This is a genomic window from Pseudomonas sp. AC211, assembly GCF_979258055.1.
In genome coordinates this window covers 2,075,554-2,089,950 of sequence record NZ_OZ409830.1, presented here as the reverse complement: position 1 = coordinate 2,089,950, position 14,397 = coordinate 2,075,554, and the positions used below count along the sequence as shown (strand labels likewise).

The 14,397-nt window shown below is 59.6% G+C and carries 14 protein-coding genes and 1 pseudogene; 8 read left to right on the top strand and 7 right to left on the bottom strand.

Features of this window, described 5'->3' with window-relative positions:
• Positions 1 to 27: 27 nt before the first annotated feature.
• Entirely contained in the window at positions 28 to 1,635 is a 1,608-nt protein-coding gene (locus ACZZZP_RS10045) for an arylsulfatase (RefSeq protein WP_463382595.1), read from the top strand.
• 232 nt (positions 1,636 to 1,867) lie between these two features.
• On the opposite strand, the gene ACZZZP_RS10040 is transcribed toward ACZZZP_RS10045, so the two are convergent.
• The 3 genes from ACZZZP_RS10040 to ACZZZP_RS10030 are packed head-to-tail and all read right to left on the bottom strand — an operon-like array spanning position 1,868 to position 3,818.
• A complete protein-coding gene (locus ACZZZP_RS10040; protein ID WP_463382594.1) occupies positions 1,868 to 3,085 on the bottom strand; it encodes a winged helix-turn-helix domain-containing protein in 1,218 nt (405 codons plus the stop codon).
• Positions 3,057 to 3,554 (bottom strand): DUF3291 domain-containing protein, encoded by a 498-nt coding sequence (locus tag ACZZZP_RS10035; protein WP_463382593.1) that lies wholly within the window; start codon positions 3,552 to 3,554, stop codon positions 3,057 to 3,059. Before ACZZZP_RS10035 ends, ACZZZP_RS10040 begins: the two co-directional genes overlap by 29 nt.
• A 30-nt stretch (positions 3,555 to 3,584) precedes the next feature.
• Complete coding sequence (locus tag ACZZZP_RS10030) at positions 3,585 to 3,818, bottom strand: DUF1127 domain-containing protein (RefSeq protein ID WP_463382592.1); 234 nt, start codon at positions 3,816 to 3,818, stop codon at positions 3,585 to 3,587.
• A 137-nt stretch (positions 3,819 to 3,955) separates the two neighbouring features.
• Here ACZZZP_RS10030 and ACZZZP_RS10025 point away from each other — a divergent pair, with 137 nt between their 5' ends.
• The 3 genes from ACZZZP_RS10025 (at position 3,956) to ACZZZP_RS10015 (ending at position 5,924) form a co-directional block, all read left to right on the top strand.
• Positions 3,956 to 4,810, top strand: a complete 855-nt coding sequence (locus ACZZZP_RS10025; protein ID WP_463382591.1) for a LysR family transcriptional regulator — start codon at positions 3,956 to 3,958, stop codon at positions 4,808 to 4,810.
• Positions 4,811 to 4,907: 97 nt separating this feature from the next.
• On the top strand, positions 4,908 to 5,348 hold the full coding sequence (locus ACZZZP_RS10020) for a MarR family winged helix-turn-helix transcriptional regulator (protein WP_463382590.1): 441 nt from the start codon (positions 4,908 to 4,910) through the stop codon (positions 5,346 to 5,348).
• A gap of 147 nt (positions 5,349 to 5,495) precedes the next feature.
• Positions 5,496 to 5,924, top strand: coding sequence for an organic hydroperoxide resistance protein (locus ACZZZP_RS10015; protein WP_122498449.1), 429 nt, complete (start codon positions 5,496 to 5,498; stop codon positions 5,922 to 5,924).
• A gap of 64 nt (positions 5,925 to 5,988) precedes the next feature.
• On the opposite strand, the gene efp is transcribed toward ACZZZP_RS10015, so the two are convergent.
• The 3 genes from efp to ACZZZP_RS10000 form a co-directional block, all read right to left on the bottom strand.
• On the bottom strand, positions 5,989 to 6,561 hold the full coding sequence (gene efp, locus ACZZZP_RS10010; RefSeq protein WP_122498446.1) for an elongation factor P: 573 nt from the start codon (positions 6,559 to 6,561) through the stop codon (positions 5,989 to 5,991).
• Positions 6,562 to 6,607: 46 nt separating this feature from the next.
• Entirely contained in the window at positions 6,608 to 7,741 is a 1,134-nt protein-coding gene (gene earP, locus ACZZZP_RS10005) for an elongation factor P maturation arginine rhamnosyltransferase EarP (RefSeq protein WP_463536944.1), read from the bottom strand.
• A gap of 139 nt (positions 7,742 to 7,880) precedes the next feature.
• The gene (locus ACZZZP_RS10000) at positions 7,881 to 8,090 is read right to left on the bottom strand and encodes a hypothetical protein (RefSeq protein ID WP_463382589.1); all 210 of its coding nucleotides are present in this window, start codon (positions 8,088 to 8,090) and stop codon (positions 7,881 to 7,883) included.
• A 245-nt stretch (positions 8,091 to 8,335) separates the two neighbouring features.
• Between ACZZZP_RS10000 and ACZZZP_RS09995 the strand changes: the two genes are divergently transcribed.
• On the top strand, positions 8,336 to 9,457 hold the full coding sequence (locus tag ACZZZP_RS09995; protein ID WP_463382588.1) for an HPP family protein: 1,122 nt from the start codon (positions 8,336 to 8,338) through the stop codon (positions 9,455 to 9,457).
• Positions 9,458 to 9,459: 2 nt separating this feature from the next.
• On the opposite strand, the gene ACZZZP_RS09990 is transcribed toward ACZZZP_RS09995, so the two are convergent.
• Positions 9,460 to 10,320 (bottom strand): LysR family transcriptional regulator, encoded by an 861-nt coding sequence (locus ACZZZP_RS09990; protein WP_463382587.1) that lies wholly within the window; start codon positions 10,318 to 10,320, stop codon positions 9,460 to 9,462.
• A 217-nt stretch (positions 10,321 to 10,537) separates the two neighbouring features.
• On the opposite strand from ACZZZP_RS09990, the gene ACZZZP_RS09985 reads away from it, so the two are divergent.
• From ACZZZP_RS09985 to ACZZZP_RS09975, 3 genes and pseudogenes are all read left to right on the top strand, one after another.
• Entirely contained in the window at positions 10,538 to 11,773 is a 1,236-nt protein-coding gene (locus ACZZZP_RS09985; protein WP_463382586.1) for a saccharopine dehydrogenase family protein, read from the top strand.
• Positions 11,774 to 11,893: 120 nt separating this feature from the next.
• A pseudogene (locus ACZZZP_RS09980) lies at positions 11,894 to 12,653 on the top strand (EAL domain-containing protein).
• Positions 12,654 to 13,005: 352 nt separating this feature from the next.
• Positions 13,006 to 14,277, top strand: a complete 1,272-nt coding sequence (locus ACZZZP_RS09975; RefSeq protein ID WP_463382584.1) for a RidA family protein — start codon at positions 13,006 to 13,008, stop codon at positions 14,275 to 14,277.
• Positions 14,278 to 14,397 lie beyond the last annotated feature (120 nt).

Here is a 14,397-nt window from a genome sequence, read left to right as displayed (position 1 = left end):
TACCGGTTAAAAGAAGGATGCTGTGCCATGAGTAAACGCCCGAATTTCCTGGTGATCGTCGCCGACGACCTGGGTTTCTCCGACCTCGGCGCCTTTGGTGGCGAGATCGCCACGCCGAACCTCGACGCCCTGGCCACCGCCGGCGTGCGTCTGACCGACTTCCACACCGCGCCCACGTGCTCGCCAACCCGTTCCATGCTGCTCACCGGCACCGACCACCACATCGCCGGCATCGGCGCCATGGCCGAGGCCATCGGCCCGGAGCAACTCGGCCAACCGGGCTACGAAGGCTATTTGAACGAGCGCGTGGTGGCCCTGCCCGAACTGCTGCGTGAAGCCGGCTACCAGACGCTGATGGCCGGTAAATGGCACCTCGGCCTGACCGCTGACCAGGCGCCGCACGCTCGCGGTTTCGAGCGGTCGTTCTCGCTGCTTCCCGGCGCCGCCAACCATTACGGCTACGAACCACCGGAAGACGAAAACACCCCCGGCATCATCAAAGCGACACCCGTGCTGTACATCGAAGACGACCAATTCGTCGATACGCTGCCAGACGATTTCTACTCATCCGACGCCTTTGGCGACAAGCTGTTGCAGTACCTGAAAGAGCGCGACCAGGCGCGGCCATTTTTCGCCTACCTGCCCTTCTCCGCCCCGCACTGGCCGCTGCAAGCGCCCGCCGACGTGGTGGCCAATTACCAGGGCCGCTACGACGCCGGGCCCGAGGTATTGCGCCAGGAACGCCTGGCCAAACTCAAGGAATTGGGCTTGGTCGGGCAGGACGTGGAAGCCCACCCTGTGATCGCGCAGAACCAGGAATGGCAGGCGCTCAGCGACGAGCAGCGGGCGATCTCTGCGCGCACCATGGAAACCTATGCGGCCATGGTCGAGCGCATGGACTGGAATATCGGTCGCGTGGTGGATTACTTGCGCCAGCAAGGCGAACTGGACAACACCTTTGTGCTGTTCATGTCCGACAACGGCGCCGAAGGCCTGCTGCTGGAGGCGTTTCCGCTGTTCGGCGAAACGCTGCTCACCTACCTCGACAACCACTACGACAACAGCCTGGACAACATCGGCCGCGCCAATTCCTACGTGTGGTACGGACCGCGCTGGGCCCAGGCGGCGACAGCGCCTTCGCGTCTATACAAAGCCTTCACCACTGAAGGCGGCATTCGCGTGCCGGCGCTGGTGCGCTACCCCGCCTTCCACCGGCAGGGGCAGATCGTTAAGGAATTCAGCACGGTGATGGACATCACTCCCACCATTCTTGATCTCGCAGGGGTTCGCCATCCGGGCAAGCAGTGGCGAGGCCGCGAGGTGGCGGAGCCGCGCGGCAAATCGTGGCTGGGCTACCTGAGCGGCGAGACCGAGCAGATTCACGACCAGAACACCGTCACCGGCTGGGAGTTGTTCGGCATGCGCGCCATTCGCCAAGGCGACCTGAAAGCCGTGTTTATTCCCGGCCCGGTTGGGCCTTCTACTTGGCAGCTGTATGACTTGAGCAGCGACCCGGGTGAGATTCATGACCTGGCCGAAGGTGAGCCCGAGAAGCTGGCCGTGTTGCTGGAACATTGGCATCAGTACGTGGCGGAGACGGGGGTGATATTGAGCAAGTCGCCGTTTCAGGGGTAAGCGCTTAGAGCAAGAGCATCGCGGCTAAAGCCGCTCCCACAAAAGAGCGAAGCCGCGACGCTTGCCAGCTGTTTTTTTGTGGGAGCGGCTTTAGCCGCGATGCGGTGGGACGGCGAAAGAGCGGTCTGGGGTAAACCCGTCAATCACCGCGCCTGGACCCCCGCCTTCGCGGGGGTGACGGAGTAAGTGATTCCGCGCAGGCGAGCTGCAGACCGGCCGGGCGGCCATGCCATTAGGCGCGAAGCGCGCTGCGCAGCCGTTGGCTCTCACCTTTCGGGCAATTCACCTCCACCTGCGACAACCCTAACCATTGCGCCATGGCTATTAAATTACGCGCCAGGGCCTGCACGCCCTCCTCATCCAGGCCCACCGTTTCCTCGTGCAGCGCATGCACCAACAGACGCCCGCTGCTGCGCTCGGCGCGCAGGTCGACCCGGGCGGCCAGCCGCTCGTTGTGCAGGAATGGCAGCACGTAATAGCCGTACACGCGTTTGGCTTGCGGGGTGTAAATCTCCAGGCGGTAGCGGAAGTCGAAGAGCCGCTCGGTGCGCGCGCGTTCCCAGATAAGCGAGTCGAACGGCGACAGCAACGTCGAGGCTTTTACGCTACGGGGGATGCTGAGGGCTGGAAGGCTATAGGCGGTTTTGTCCCAACTCTGCACGGTCACCGGTTGCAACGCGCCGGCTTCGACCAACTCGGCCAGCCGCGCCTGGCTGTCTTTGGGGTCGAGGCGAAAGTAATCGCGTAAGTCTTTTTCGGTGGCCACGCCCAACGCCGCAGCCGCGTGTAGCAGAAGCTGGCGTTGCGCCTCGGCTTCCGGCACGTCGGGGTGGTTGAGCCAGGCGTGGGGGACCACGCGCTCGGGCAAGTCATATAGCCGCTCGAAGCCGCGTCGCCCGGCTACGGTCACTTCGCCAGCGGCGAACAACCATTCCAGCGCCATTTTCTCTGCGCTCCAGTCCCACCAGGGGCCGGCGCGTTCTACCCGGGTCGTCAGCGCACCCGCGCCCGTCGCGCCGCTGTCGCGCACCGTGGCGAGCACCCGCTGCACCACCTGCTGTTGCTCCTTCCCGAATGTCGCCAGGTGTTGGTAGATGCCCCGGCCGTGGGCGGCGCGCTGCATGCGCCAGCGCATCATTGGGTATAACGCGAACGGCATTAGCGAGGCTTCGTGGCCCCAGTACTCAAACAGGGTTCGGCGCTTGCCGCGACCCCATGCAGCCTGCTCGAGCAGGCTGGGCGGATAGTCGCCGAGGCGGGAAAACAATGGCAGGTAATGGGAGCGGACCACGGCGTTCACCGAGTCGATCTGCACCACGCCCAAGCGCTCAATCAACGCGTTGAAACGCGCCGGTTTGACTTCGCTGGCGCGGCTGCGGTCGGCAAAACCTTGGGCGCTCAAGGCCAGGCGGCGGGCCTGGTTAAGGGATAGCGATAGCGGTGTGGACATCGGCTGCACCTGGTTCGGCTTCGGGTGCAGGATACGGCCTGGCGAACGTGAATACAGTCGCGCTGGGGCCGTTTTTTGCCAAAAGCGCCAAGCGCTCTTTGGCCTCCGCGGGCGTTGGCAGTTGGCCAACGGGCAGCCACCAGAGAGCCAGCGAGGGCGTGTCGAGTTTTTCCATCCAGCTCTTCTTCGACTTCAGCACGCTCAGGTGGTCACCGCTGTACACGTAGGCCTTCAACGCCTCGAACGAGGTCCAGACCGAGAGGTTGACGATGAGGCGCGGGTCGTCGAACAGCACAATCGAGGTGGCGTCGCCCTCTTCCGTTTGCAGCCGCCAGACGAAACCAGGGCTGCGGTCAGCCAATTGATTGATGGGGTCCAGTTGCTCAACGAAGCCCCGCATCAATGGGTCATCGAGCGGGGCTTTGGTGCGGGCAATGTTGACTTGCGCCAGATGGAACTGCGGGTTCATGCGGTCTTCCTTGGTTGCGGTGGTGTGGGCTCAACGTTTCAGGGGGTCGTCCCAGAATGGCCGTTCCACTTCCTGCTCGATGTCCGAGCGCGACAGGCCCAGGTCTTTGAGCGTAGCGTCCGGCATGCTCGCCAGCAGGCGGCGTTGCGCGGCCAGCTGGTGCCAGCGTTTCACTTGCAGCCACAGCCGGGCGAACAGGCCTTGGGAACCCTGCTGCGAACGTGGCAAGGCGGCGACGATGGCATAACCTTTTTGCGCTTTCATGATCAGCTCTCCTTGTTCAATGCTCCCCGTTAGGTGTGCGACGAACTGCTGCGCGAAGGGGATGGCGAGAGTGTCCGCCCGGCGCTAAGATCAATCCAACGAATGTTTCTTATGCGACCCATCTGGGGAGTTGATGAATGAGCAGCTATGTCGGCATCGACAGCGAACTGTTACGGACCTTTGTCGCGATCGCCGATCTGGGCGGTTTTACCCGCGCGGCGGAAGCGGTAAACCGCACGCAGTCGGCGGTGAGCATGCAGATGAAGCGCCTCGAAGAAGACGTGGTACAGCGCGCCTTGTTCGAGCGCGATGGACGCCAGGTGCGGCTGACGGCCGAGGGCCAAGTGCTGCTCGGTTATGCGCGGCGCATTTTGAAACTGCATGGCGAGGTGATGAATACCTTGCGCGAGCCGCACATGGTCGGCTCGGTGCGCATCGGCACGCCGGATGACTACGTGATGCGCTTTTTGCCGGGCATTTTGTCGCGCTTCGCCCAGGCCTACCCGATGGTGCAGGTGGAAGTGCACTGCGAGTCGTCGTCGCAACTGTTGCAGCGACAGGATTTGGATTTATCCATCGTCACGCGTATGCCGGGCGATGAAATCGGCCAACTGCTGCGCCAGGAACGGTTCGTCTGGGCCGAGGCCTTGGGCTTCAGTCCGCACGAGCAAACGCCGCTGCCCTTGGCGATGTTCAACAACGATTGCTTCTGCCGCCTGTGGGCGTGCAATGCGCTGGACACGATGGAGCGGCAATACCGCGTGGCGTACACCAGCCCGAGCCTGTCGGCGATCATGGCGGTAGTCAGCGCCGGGCTGGCGGTCACGGCCCAGCTGCAAAGCTTGATTACCCCTGACATGCGCATTCTGGGAAAAGCCGAGAACCTGCCGGAGCTGCCGCTGTGCAGCATTGTGCTGCTGCGCAACACACGCACGCAGTCGCCAGTGACCGAGAGCCTGGCGGAGCACATCGTCGAAGGCTTCCGCATGTGAAACGGCGGTGGGCGAACAGCCATTCGCTGCAACCGATGGCGCATTAAAGACAAGCGCGCTAACTTTATGCATCCCTTACGTATCTGCCGGAGGCACCATGGCCACGCCCGAACAGCTCAAACTCGATAACCAGCTGTGCTTCGCCCTGTACTCCACATCGCTAGCGATGACCAAGGTGTACAAGCCGCTGCTTCAGGCGCTCAACCTCACGTATCCGCAGTACTTGGCGATGTTGGTGCTGTGGGAAGGCGATGGCATTACCGTCGGGGAACTGAGCCAGCACTTGCTCACCGACCCCGGCTCCGTCACCCCGCTGCTCAAACGCCTGGAAGCGGAAGGTTTGCTCACCCGCACCCGCAGCAGCCAGGACGAACGCGTGGTGCAGCTGCACCTGACCGACAAGGGCCGCGCCTTGCAGGAACAGGCCATGGGCGTTCCCGCCTGCATTTTGAAGGCCACAGCGCAGCAGCCAGCCGAGCTTATGGAGCTTAAAAACGAGCTGGTCACCCTGCGAGACGCGCTGCAAGGCTCGGTCTAGAAGCTTATTCCACAAATAAAGAATGGTTAGAACAAATTAGTTCAATTATTTAGCTTGCGCGCAAACTAAATAGACACTAAATTTCACTCCACGCACTGCTTAGCGCACAAAACTTTAGCAAACCAAATAGACGACTGGAGAACGACCATGCAAACCATCAAAGCTCTGTACACCGCTACTGCAACCGCCACCGGTGGCCGCGACGGCCGCGCTGTTTCTTCGGACGGCGTGCTCGACGTGAAACTCTCCACCCCTCGCGAACTCGGCGGTCAAGGTGGCGAAGCTACTAACCCGGAACAACTGTTCGCTGCCGGCTACTCGGCTTGCTTCATCGGCGCGCTGAAATTTGTTGCCGGCCAGCAGAAGAAACAACTGCCCGCTGACAGCTCGATCACCGGCAAAGTCGGCATCGGCCAGATCCCCGGCGGTTTTGGTCTGGAAGTGGAACTGAACATCAGCTTGCCAGGCTTTGATCAAGCTGAAGCCCAGGCCCTGGTTGATGCAGCCCACCAGGTTTGCCCGTACTCCAACGCTACTCGCGGCAACATCCAGGTAACCCTGAACGTCGCTGTGTAAAAGCAACAGGCACAAAAAAGCCCGACCTAGGTCGGGCTTTTTCATGTCGGCAATAAAGTCGGATTTAAACCGGAGCTTTAGCGCGCGATTTGTACTCGCCGGTACGGGTGTCGATTTCGATCCAGTCGTCGATCTCGCAGAAGTCAGCCACTTTGACTTCAGTGCCGTTGCTCAGCTTGGCAGGCTTCATCACTTTGCCCGAGGTATCGCCACGAGCCGAACCTTCGGTGTAAGCGATTTGGCGAACGATGGTGGTCGGCAGGTCAACCGAAACCACTTTGCCTTCGAAGAACACGGCTTCGCAGACGTCGGTCATGCCATCAACGATGAACGGCAGAACGCTTTCCAAGTCTTCGGAGTTCAGCTCGTACTGGTTGAACTCTTCGTCCATGAACACGTAGTTCGGTTCGCTGAAGTAGGAGTAAGTCACGGCAACGCGGTCCAGGATGACTGGTTCCATTTTGTCGTCGGCTTTGTAAACGGTTTCAGTGGAAGAACCGGAGAGCAGGTTCTTCAACTTCATTTTAACGATGGCGCTGTTACGACCGGATTTAGTGAATTCGGCCTTTTGGATAAGCCATGGCTGGCCGTCGATCAGGGCCACACTGTTTGGCTTCATTTCTTGTGCGGTTTTCATACGAGTATCCGAATTTGGATGGAGGTACAGAATTCTAGGCCGCGTATCATAGCCAATTTCGGTAAAACAGTACCAGCGCCGATGCAAGATCGGCCTGATAGCCCCATTCTAGAGCCTTCTGCCCAGCATGCCGATGGAAGTCGGAGCGACACTCCGACAGATTGTTCCACGACTCGGCTAGCGCGCCTTCGGTATTCCACGCCAGCCAAAAATCACGCAACGCCCCCTGCGCCGCTGCCGGCAGCCCCTGCTGGTACAGCGCCAGAAATGCTTGAAGTTTTTCGAGATGGGCGTCGTCTTGCTGTTTGTAGATGTGCCACACCAAGGGCCGCCCCGCCCACAGCGCGCGCACAAACGAGTCCTCGCCACGCACGGCATTGAAGTCGCAGCACCAGAGCAATCGGTCATAGGTTTGCTGCGACATGAACGGCAAAATCTGCACGCGCAAGTTGCCCCGCTCCACCACATCGCCAACCGCTAAGGTCTCTGCGCCGAGCCAGCGCTGTACGTCGCCGAGCACTCGCCCTTCCGGCGCCAGTAAATGGCCTAGCTCATTCGACTGGGCCAAAGCGTCGAGCCATTGGCCAAGCATCGGCAGTTCGTACGCGAATAGGGAAATCAGCTGCGTACCAGGCGCTTGAATCACGCCTAACGAGGCGAGAAACCGCTGCCGCGCTGCCGGATCCAGCTGCAACGCGTCGCGCTGGGCAAGCAGGTCGCGTTCGCGCAGCAAGCCGCCGGTTTTCTCGGTAAATCCAGGAAAAAAGAAGAACTTCTTTAGGCCGTTGGATTGCATCGACGGCAAGCCATGGCAGCCCTCGACCCACGCTTCGGCGCTCAGGTATTCCAGGTTCAGCCACAGCGACGGCCGCTCTCGTTCGCTCATTGCCTGGATATAAGCGGCCGGCAGTGTGCAAGCGAAAGCCTCGATCACCACGTCTGCCGCCAGCACGGGCTGCCAGATGGCGGGCCATTGCCGAACCTCAACGCCGTCTTGCCACTGTTGGGCGACAGACGCGTCGCCCTGAGGGCAGACACGCGCGTACGCAGACAAATCGTCGACCCAAAGCCGCACCGCGCAACCGTGCTCGGCGACCAGTTGCCGAGCAAGGCGCCAGGTCACGCCAATGTCGCCGAAGTTATCCACCACGCTGCAGAAAATGTCCCACTTCACGCCGATGCTTCCGATAAAAGACGCGGCAGTTTATCGCGAGAAAAGAAAAGCCCGTCACAAGGACGGGCAAAAGGCGTGGAGCAACGCAGAAATAAAAGAGGCAACCGGGGAGTTGCCAAGGGACGCCGGGGGAGCAGCGTGAAACTCAGGCAGCGAGCGCGTGGTTCGGCTTGCTGCGTAAAAGCGATTCGAAGGTCCAGAGGGTTTTGCTGGCCACCGCCACCTCGAAGGAGCTAAACGGGCCGGAGCGCTGCACGCCATCGACCATCACGTACCAGCAGGCGAGAACGCCGTCGGCGCGCAGCGTGGCCGGAACGGCACTGCCAACCACTGACATGATGTTGATGTTCGTCATAACCACCTCCGCAATTCGGTATGGCGCTACGTTACGGCGCCGCGCCAGCGCGCGGAAATCAGTCGGGTCGATAGTGGCTATGTCTGAAGAGGATGAAGCTGCGGTTGCAAGAGCGCGTAGGCAATATCCCCGCCGCCCCGTTTAGTGCAATTTTGTTGCGTTTAACCAGCATTATTATTCAGTTGTGCAGCCGTTAGGCGCTCGCCACACTCGCCGCCGTCCTGTCTGCCGAGCCTTTTCACCTGATGTTCGCCGCCTGGTTAAAAACCTTCCTGCCTTCCGCTACTCCCACCCGCCCCACCGAATGGCTGCGCGCCGCTTATGGCGCTGCCCTGGGCGTTTTAGCCTGTGCGTGGGCGGGCAGTCATTTGTTCGGTACGGAGGTGGCAGCGCATTTGCTTGGCCCCCTCGGCGCCTCCGCAGTGCTGCTGTTTGCCGTGTCGTCGGGCGCGCTGGCGCAGCCGTGGTCGATTGTCGGCAGCTACGCAGTGGCCACCGTAGTGGCGGTCGGCACGCTGCACATGTGTCCGCCCGGAATTGCTGCCGCCGCGCTAGCCGTGGGCGGTACGTTGGTGTGCATGTTTCTGCTGCGCTGTGTGCACCCTCCGGGCGCGGCGCTGACCATTTGCGTGGTGTTCGGTGGGCCGAGCCTGACGGATCTGAGCTGGCACGTGCTTTACCCAACGCTGTTCAATGCCTTGGCATTGCTAGCGTGCGCCCTGCTCTACAACAACCTCACCGGCGTGCGCTATCCCAAGCTCCCCGCGCCGGCGGCCAACGCTCACGCCACGCAAGACCGGCCGCCGCAGGAGCGTATGGGCATCACCAGTGCCGACCTGGACGAAGCGCTGAACGAGCTGGGCGGTTTCGTTGATATTCAGCGCGAAGACCTCAAGCAAATCATTCGCGCCACCGAGAAGAACGCGCTGCGCCGTAGCATGGGCGACATCCGTGCCGAACAGATCATGTCGCGCGATGTGCAAACCGCTACGCCGCAAACCACCCTCAAGCAGGCGTTGGGCCTGCTCAAGCATCACCATTTAAAGACCTTGCCCGTGCTGGACGAACAAGGTCATTTAGTCGGTATCGTCAGCCTAATCGACCTCATCAGTCACAGCCGCCGCTCAGGCCGCCGCAATCTCTTGGGCCGCCTCGGTTTAAAGCGGGATGTAGTGCTGGAAGAAGTCATGAGCCACCCGGTAATCGCCGTGCAGCGCAGCACCCATGTGGTGGAGATGATTCCGCTGCTGTCGGATCAGGGTCTGCACTGCCTGCCCGTGCTCGACAAAGGCGAGTTGCTGGGCATCGTCACGCAAACCGACTTGATCGCGGCCTTGCACCGTGACCTGTTGATGCACCTGGGTTAACCCTAGGCGGGGTCCCAACGCTGCGACCAATCCGCCCCGCTGCGAATCACCTCGCGCAACAAGGCAAACGTCTGTTGCAGCGCCTCACTGTCACGTTCGCGCACATAAACCAGGTAAGTCGGGTAATTGAATTCCGGGGCTTTTTCGACCCGTTCCAGCGCGCCGCTGTCGAGATAGCTTTGCACCACCCGTGTACGGAAATACCCGCTACCGCCGGAAGCCAAGATGTACTGCAGCGCCAGCGGACCATGGTTGAACCCCAGCGCCGCCTTCGCGCGATCAGGCAAGGCTGCGTCATGTTGACGGCGAAAGTCCTCGCCCCAATCGATGTACACGTAAGGCTCCGGCGTCTGCGGTTGGCGCACCAGAATCAGCTTTTCTTCCAACACTTGCTCAACCTGCAAGCCAGGCCAATAGGACGGTTGGTAAACCAGCGCGGCATCCAGCACACCCAGTTCCAATTGTTTGAGCAGCGCCTGGCCGTCGCCGATTTGCGCGCGTACCGCCAGCGCCGGCATGTGCTGGCGCACTTGCTGCACCCAGCTAAGCATCAACGGGTTGCACAGGCTTACCTCCCCGCCCAAGCGCAGCACCGTGCGATAGCCCGGCATTAACGGTAAATCGCGCTGCGCCGCCTCCCAGGTTTGCACCAACTGGTTGGCAAACACCACAAAGGCTTCGCCATCGACCGTCAGCTTCGCGCCCGCTCGATTGCGCACGAACAGCTTGCAGCCCAGCTGGTTCTCCAGATTCTGCACCCGCGCGGTGATCGCCGTTTGCGTCACATGAAGCTGCTCGGCAGCGGCCACCAGGCTGCCGCTGCGGACAATCTGCAAAAAGGTGCGGGCGAGTTCGATATCCATGGCGCGGCTCGGCGAAAACGTGAGGCGCCATTGTAGGGAGAGTCGCACCGCAGCGGGTATGCCTGACTAATCGCAAGTCAGGCGAGCACTGCAACAACCTGCGGTATTTTCCACACGTCGCCGGGAGCCGATTCAGCTACCGTTAACCCAACGCGCTGTTGCCTTCACGCTGTGGCACTGCCCTGCCACGACCCTGCCACTGCCTGGGAAAACCTGCATGACCGCTCCTGCCTATGACCTCGTCGTATTCGGTGCCACCAGTTTTGTCGGCCAGCTCCTAACCCGTTATCTGGCCGAGCACTTACCCAGCGAAGCGCCGGCACTGCGTTGGGCAATCGCGGGGCGCTCCGCCGCCAAGCTCAGCACGCTCAAACGCACATTGGGCGTCCTCGGCGAGAACCTTCCGGCGCTGATTGCCGATGCCGGTGACGAGGCGCAGCTGCGCACATTATGCGAACAGACCCGTGTTGTGGTCTCCACCGTTGGACCCTATGCCTTGTATGGCGAGCCGTTGGTAAAAGTCTGCGCGCAACAGGGCACCGACTACTGCGACCTCACCGGCGAGGTGCAATGGATTAAACGCATGCAGGACAAATACGAAAGCACCGCCAAACAATCTGGCGCGCGCATCGTCCATTGCTGCGGCTTTGACTCGGTGCCTTCCGACATGGGCGTTTACGTGCTGCAACAACAGGCCATGGCGCAATTCGGTGTGCCGGCCACGCAGGTGAAAATGCGCGTGAAAACACTGAAAGGTGGGGCTTCGGGCGGCACCATCGCTAGCATCATCAACGTGGCGCAAGAAGCAGCCGCCGACCCAGCCTTGCGCAAAGAACTGATGAACCCCTACTCCATTTGCCCGCCGGGTCACGGATTCACCACCCGCCAACATGCGGTTCGCGGCGTCGAACACGACAGCGATTTCGGTATGTGGATCGGCCCCTTCCTCATGGCTGCCATTAACGAGCGAGTCGTCCATCGCTCCAACGCGTTGAGCGGCAATGCCTACGGTTCAACCTTCGCCTACAACGAAGCCACGCTGACAGGCCCTGGCTTGAAAGGTCGCCTCGTGGCGTTCGCATTGGTATTTGGGCTGGGCTTTTTCATGCTAGGCGTGATGATTTCCCCTATTCGCCGACTGTTGGAGCGCTTTCTCTTGCCCAAGCCTGGCGAAGGCCCAAGCCCGGAAGCCCAAGAGGCGGGGCGTTACGAACTGCGCTTTCTCGGCCGCACCGCCACCGGCCAGGTGCTGAACGTGAAAGTGACCGGCGACCGCGACCCGGGCTACGGCTCCACCAGCAAAATGCTCGGCCAGGCCGCGATCAGTCTGGCCCTGGACCTTCCCAAAGAAGCCGGCAAGGGCGGCGGGTTCTGGACACCCGCCACCGCCTTCGACCAGCGCTACGTCGAGCGACTCAGGCGCTACGCCGGCCTCACCTTTGAGGTGCTGTGATCAGCGTACAAAAAACTCACCGACCATTTCTTCATCTGCTACGGTCCAAATTTCGCCACAATAGAAAAAAACCGGACACCGTTCCGGACGTTATCCCTGGCCAATTTGGGTTTTTTCGCCATGACTACACAACCAAACAAGCCTAGCTGCGAGGCCTGTCGCGACGGTACAGCCCTCGAATTTGACTTCACCATGGCTTTCCAGCCCATCGTCAACCTTGCCGAGCGCAGCGTTTATGCCCTACGAGGCGTTGGTGCGTGGTACGGACGGCAGCGGCGCCGCCTCAGTGCTCGGGCGCGTTAACGAGCACAACCGCTACGCGTTTGACCAAGCCTGCCGAGTCAAGGCGGTGGAACTGGCAAGTCGACTGCAGATGCCGTGTTTGCTGAGCATCAATTTTCTCCCTAACGCCGTGTACAAAGCCGCTACGTGCATTCGGGCCACGCTTGAGGCCGCCAAGCGCTTCAACTTCCCCACTGAGCGCATTATTTTCGAGCTCACCGAGGGGGAAGAACTGGTCAACAAAGACCACTTGAAAGAGATCGTCACCGAATACCACAAGCATGGCTTTCGCACCGCCATCGACGACTTCGGTGCCGGCTACGCCGGGCTCAACCTGCTTGCCGAGTTCCAACCCGACATCATCAAACTCGACATGGCGCTGGTGCGCGACATCGACAGCCACCGTGTCCGCCAGGCAATTGTTGAAGGAATTGTGGGCGTTTGCCGGGCGCTGGAAATTGAAGTAATTGCTGAAGGCATTGAATCGGTCGGTGAACTGCGCCATTTGCAATCGCTGGGTATAAACCTGTTCCAGGGCTACCTGTTCGCCCGACCGGGTTTTGAGGCGTTGCCAACGGTGCAATGGCCGGAAATTTGAAAGAGTACAGTTGGGTGGTTTGAAGCATTTTTGAACTGTGCGACTTTTCCGGCGCTCCGCCCGCGCTCTTTAGGAAAGTCGCTCGTTCACCAGAAAAGGCTTTGGCACCAACTGCATGTTGGATCTATGCAGTAAGGAATTTCCCACAGGTCTCTCAGGATTTTCCCGCCGAGTTCTAAAGCTATCGTACATAGCGCACCGAGCGATCACCTCTACACTCTGCTCATCCGAACGGGTCCTTCGATTTATTTAACTACCCGCGCGACTAACTCCGCGACCGGAAACGCAGTGGCATTTGAATTAAACAAACTGACCGCTGCATTAATTTCCTTTGTATCAGGTGAGCGCTACTATGACTGGCTATAACGCAGTACTGGCAAGAAATCCGCAAAACGCTGCCAAGCCTATCGGCCCATATTCACAAAGTGTCGCATTTTCCCATTACAACAATTTGTCCGCTCAGTTACCGATTGACCCCAAGACTGGGAACTTGGTATCTGATGACATTCGCGCGCAAGCCGAACAGTGCTTTAACAATCTTAAAGACATCGTCACTGGCATTAATCACAACTTGGAAGATGTAGTCAGAATCACCCTGTTTCTTCAAGACATGGCTGATTTGGATATTGTTAACTCGGTATACGCTGACTTCTTTCCCTATTACGTTCCCGTCGTAACCGTGGTGGGCGTCGCCGCTCTGCCAATGGGCGCAGCCTTGCAGGTAGAAGCACTGTTGTCGAACGGCGAAGGCACCATTCCCCAAGCGCCTCAGGCCGGTGATCTGATTAAATCCGCAGCCGACGTAGAAAATGCTCCGGTAGACTCGTTGTCAGCGCAAACGGTCGCCTTTTCGCACTACAACAACCTCTCCGCACAACTTCCTATCGACCCGGCAACCGGAAAATTGGTTTCTGGCGGCATCAAGGAACAAGCTGCGCAATGTTTGAAAAATGTAAAAGCCATTCTGCAAGGCATCGACGTTCCATTCGATGACATTGTCAAAGTTAACGTTTTTGTAAAAAACCTCAGCGACATTCAAGCGGTTAATGAGGTTTACACCACATTCTTCCCCGACTCGGCCATTGCCCGCACCGTTGCTTATATGCCGGCGCGCACCGTAGTTCCGGTTGCTGGCTTGCAATTGGATGCACTGGTTCAAATCGAAGTTGTTGTATCGCACGGTGACGGCACGCCGCCGCAGCTCGTTGAAGATCGCCACGGCATTGTTATCAACGCCAACAACACTTCACGCGCACCGATCTGCCCATTCTCGACGCAAACTGTGGCGTTTTCCCACTACAACCACCTTTCTGCACAACTACCGATTGATGCGGCAAATGGCAACTTGGTGCCCGGCGGTATCATGGCGCAAGCGGCTCAGTGCTTGAACAATATCAAGGTCATTATTGAAAGCATCGGCCATGTCATGAATGACGTCGTCAAAGTTAATATCTTTCTCAAGAATATTGACGACATGGCAGCGGTTGACGAGGTGTACGGCAAGTACTTCCCAGGCGGCGTCCCTGCCCGCCGCACCGTGGGTGTGTCCGAGCTTCCACTGGGCGCGCTTATTCAGATTGATGCCGTAGTCGCTAACGCCGAAGGCACCCCGCCTAACGCGTAATTTTCTGTTCCGCTGTTCAGTGAGGGCGGATTAATCATTCCTGATTAATCCGCCGCACTTCTCTCGCCACCTCCCCTGCAAAAATAACGATCCGCCACGACTTCGAACGTCGCTACATTC

Bases quoted from the DNA above. Each gene is read 5' to 3' on its own strand.
- ACZZZP_RS10045 (WP_463382595.1), top strand. From the start codon at position 28: ATGAGTAAACGCCCGAATTTCCTGGTGATCGTCGCCGACGACCTGGGT.
- ACZZZP_RS10040 (WP_463382594.1), bottom strand. From the start codon at position 3,085: ATGTCCACACCGCTATCGCTATCCCTTAACCAGGCCCGCCGCCTGGCC.
- ACZZZP_RS10035 (WP_463382593.1), bottom strand. From the start codon at position 3,554: ATGAACCCGCAGTTCCATCTGGCGCAAGTCAACATTGCCCGCACCAAA.
- ACZZZP_RS10030 (WP_463382592.1), bottom strand. From the start codon at position 3,818: ATGAAAGCGCAAAAAGGTTATGCCATCGTCGCCGCCTTGCCACGTTCG.
- ACZZZP_RS10025 (WP_463382591.1), top strand. From the start codon at position 3,956: ATGAGCAGCTATGTCGGCATCGACAGCGAACTGTTACGGACCTTTGTC.
- ACZZZP_RS10020 (WP_463382590.1), top strand. From the start codon at position 4,908: ATGGCCACGCCCGAACAGCTCAAACTCGATAACCAGCTGTGCTTCGCC.
- ACZZZP_RS10015 (WP_122498449.1), top strand. From the start codon at position 5,496: ATGCAAACCATCAAAGCTCTGTACACCGCTACTGCAACCGCCACCGGT.
- efp (WP_122498446.1), bottom strand. From the start codon at position 6,561: ATGAAAACCGCACAAGAAATGAAGCCAAACAGTGTGGCCCTGATCGAC.
- ACZZZP_RS10000 (WP_463382589.1), bottom strand. From the start codon at position 8,090: ATGACGAACATCAACATCATGTCAGTGGTTGGCAGTGCCGTTCCGGCC.
- ACZZZP_RS09995 (WP_463382588.1), top strand. From the start codon at position 8,336: ATGTTCGCCGCCTGGTTAAAAACCTTCCTGCCTTCCGCTACTCCCACC.
- ACZZZP_RS09990 (WP_463382587.1), bottom strand. From the start codon at position 10,320: ATGGATATCGAACTCGCCCGCACCTTTTTGCAGATTGTCCGCAGCGGC.
- ACZZZP_RS09985 (WP_463382586.1), top strand. From the start codon at position 10,538: ATGACCGCTCCTGCCTATGACCTCGTCGTATTCGGTGCCACCAGTTTT.
- ACZZZP_RS09975 (WP_463382584.1), top strand. From the start codon at position 13,006: ATGACTGGCTATAACGCAGTACTGGCAAGAAATCCGCAAAACGCTGCC.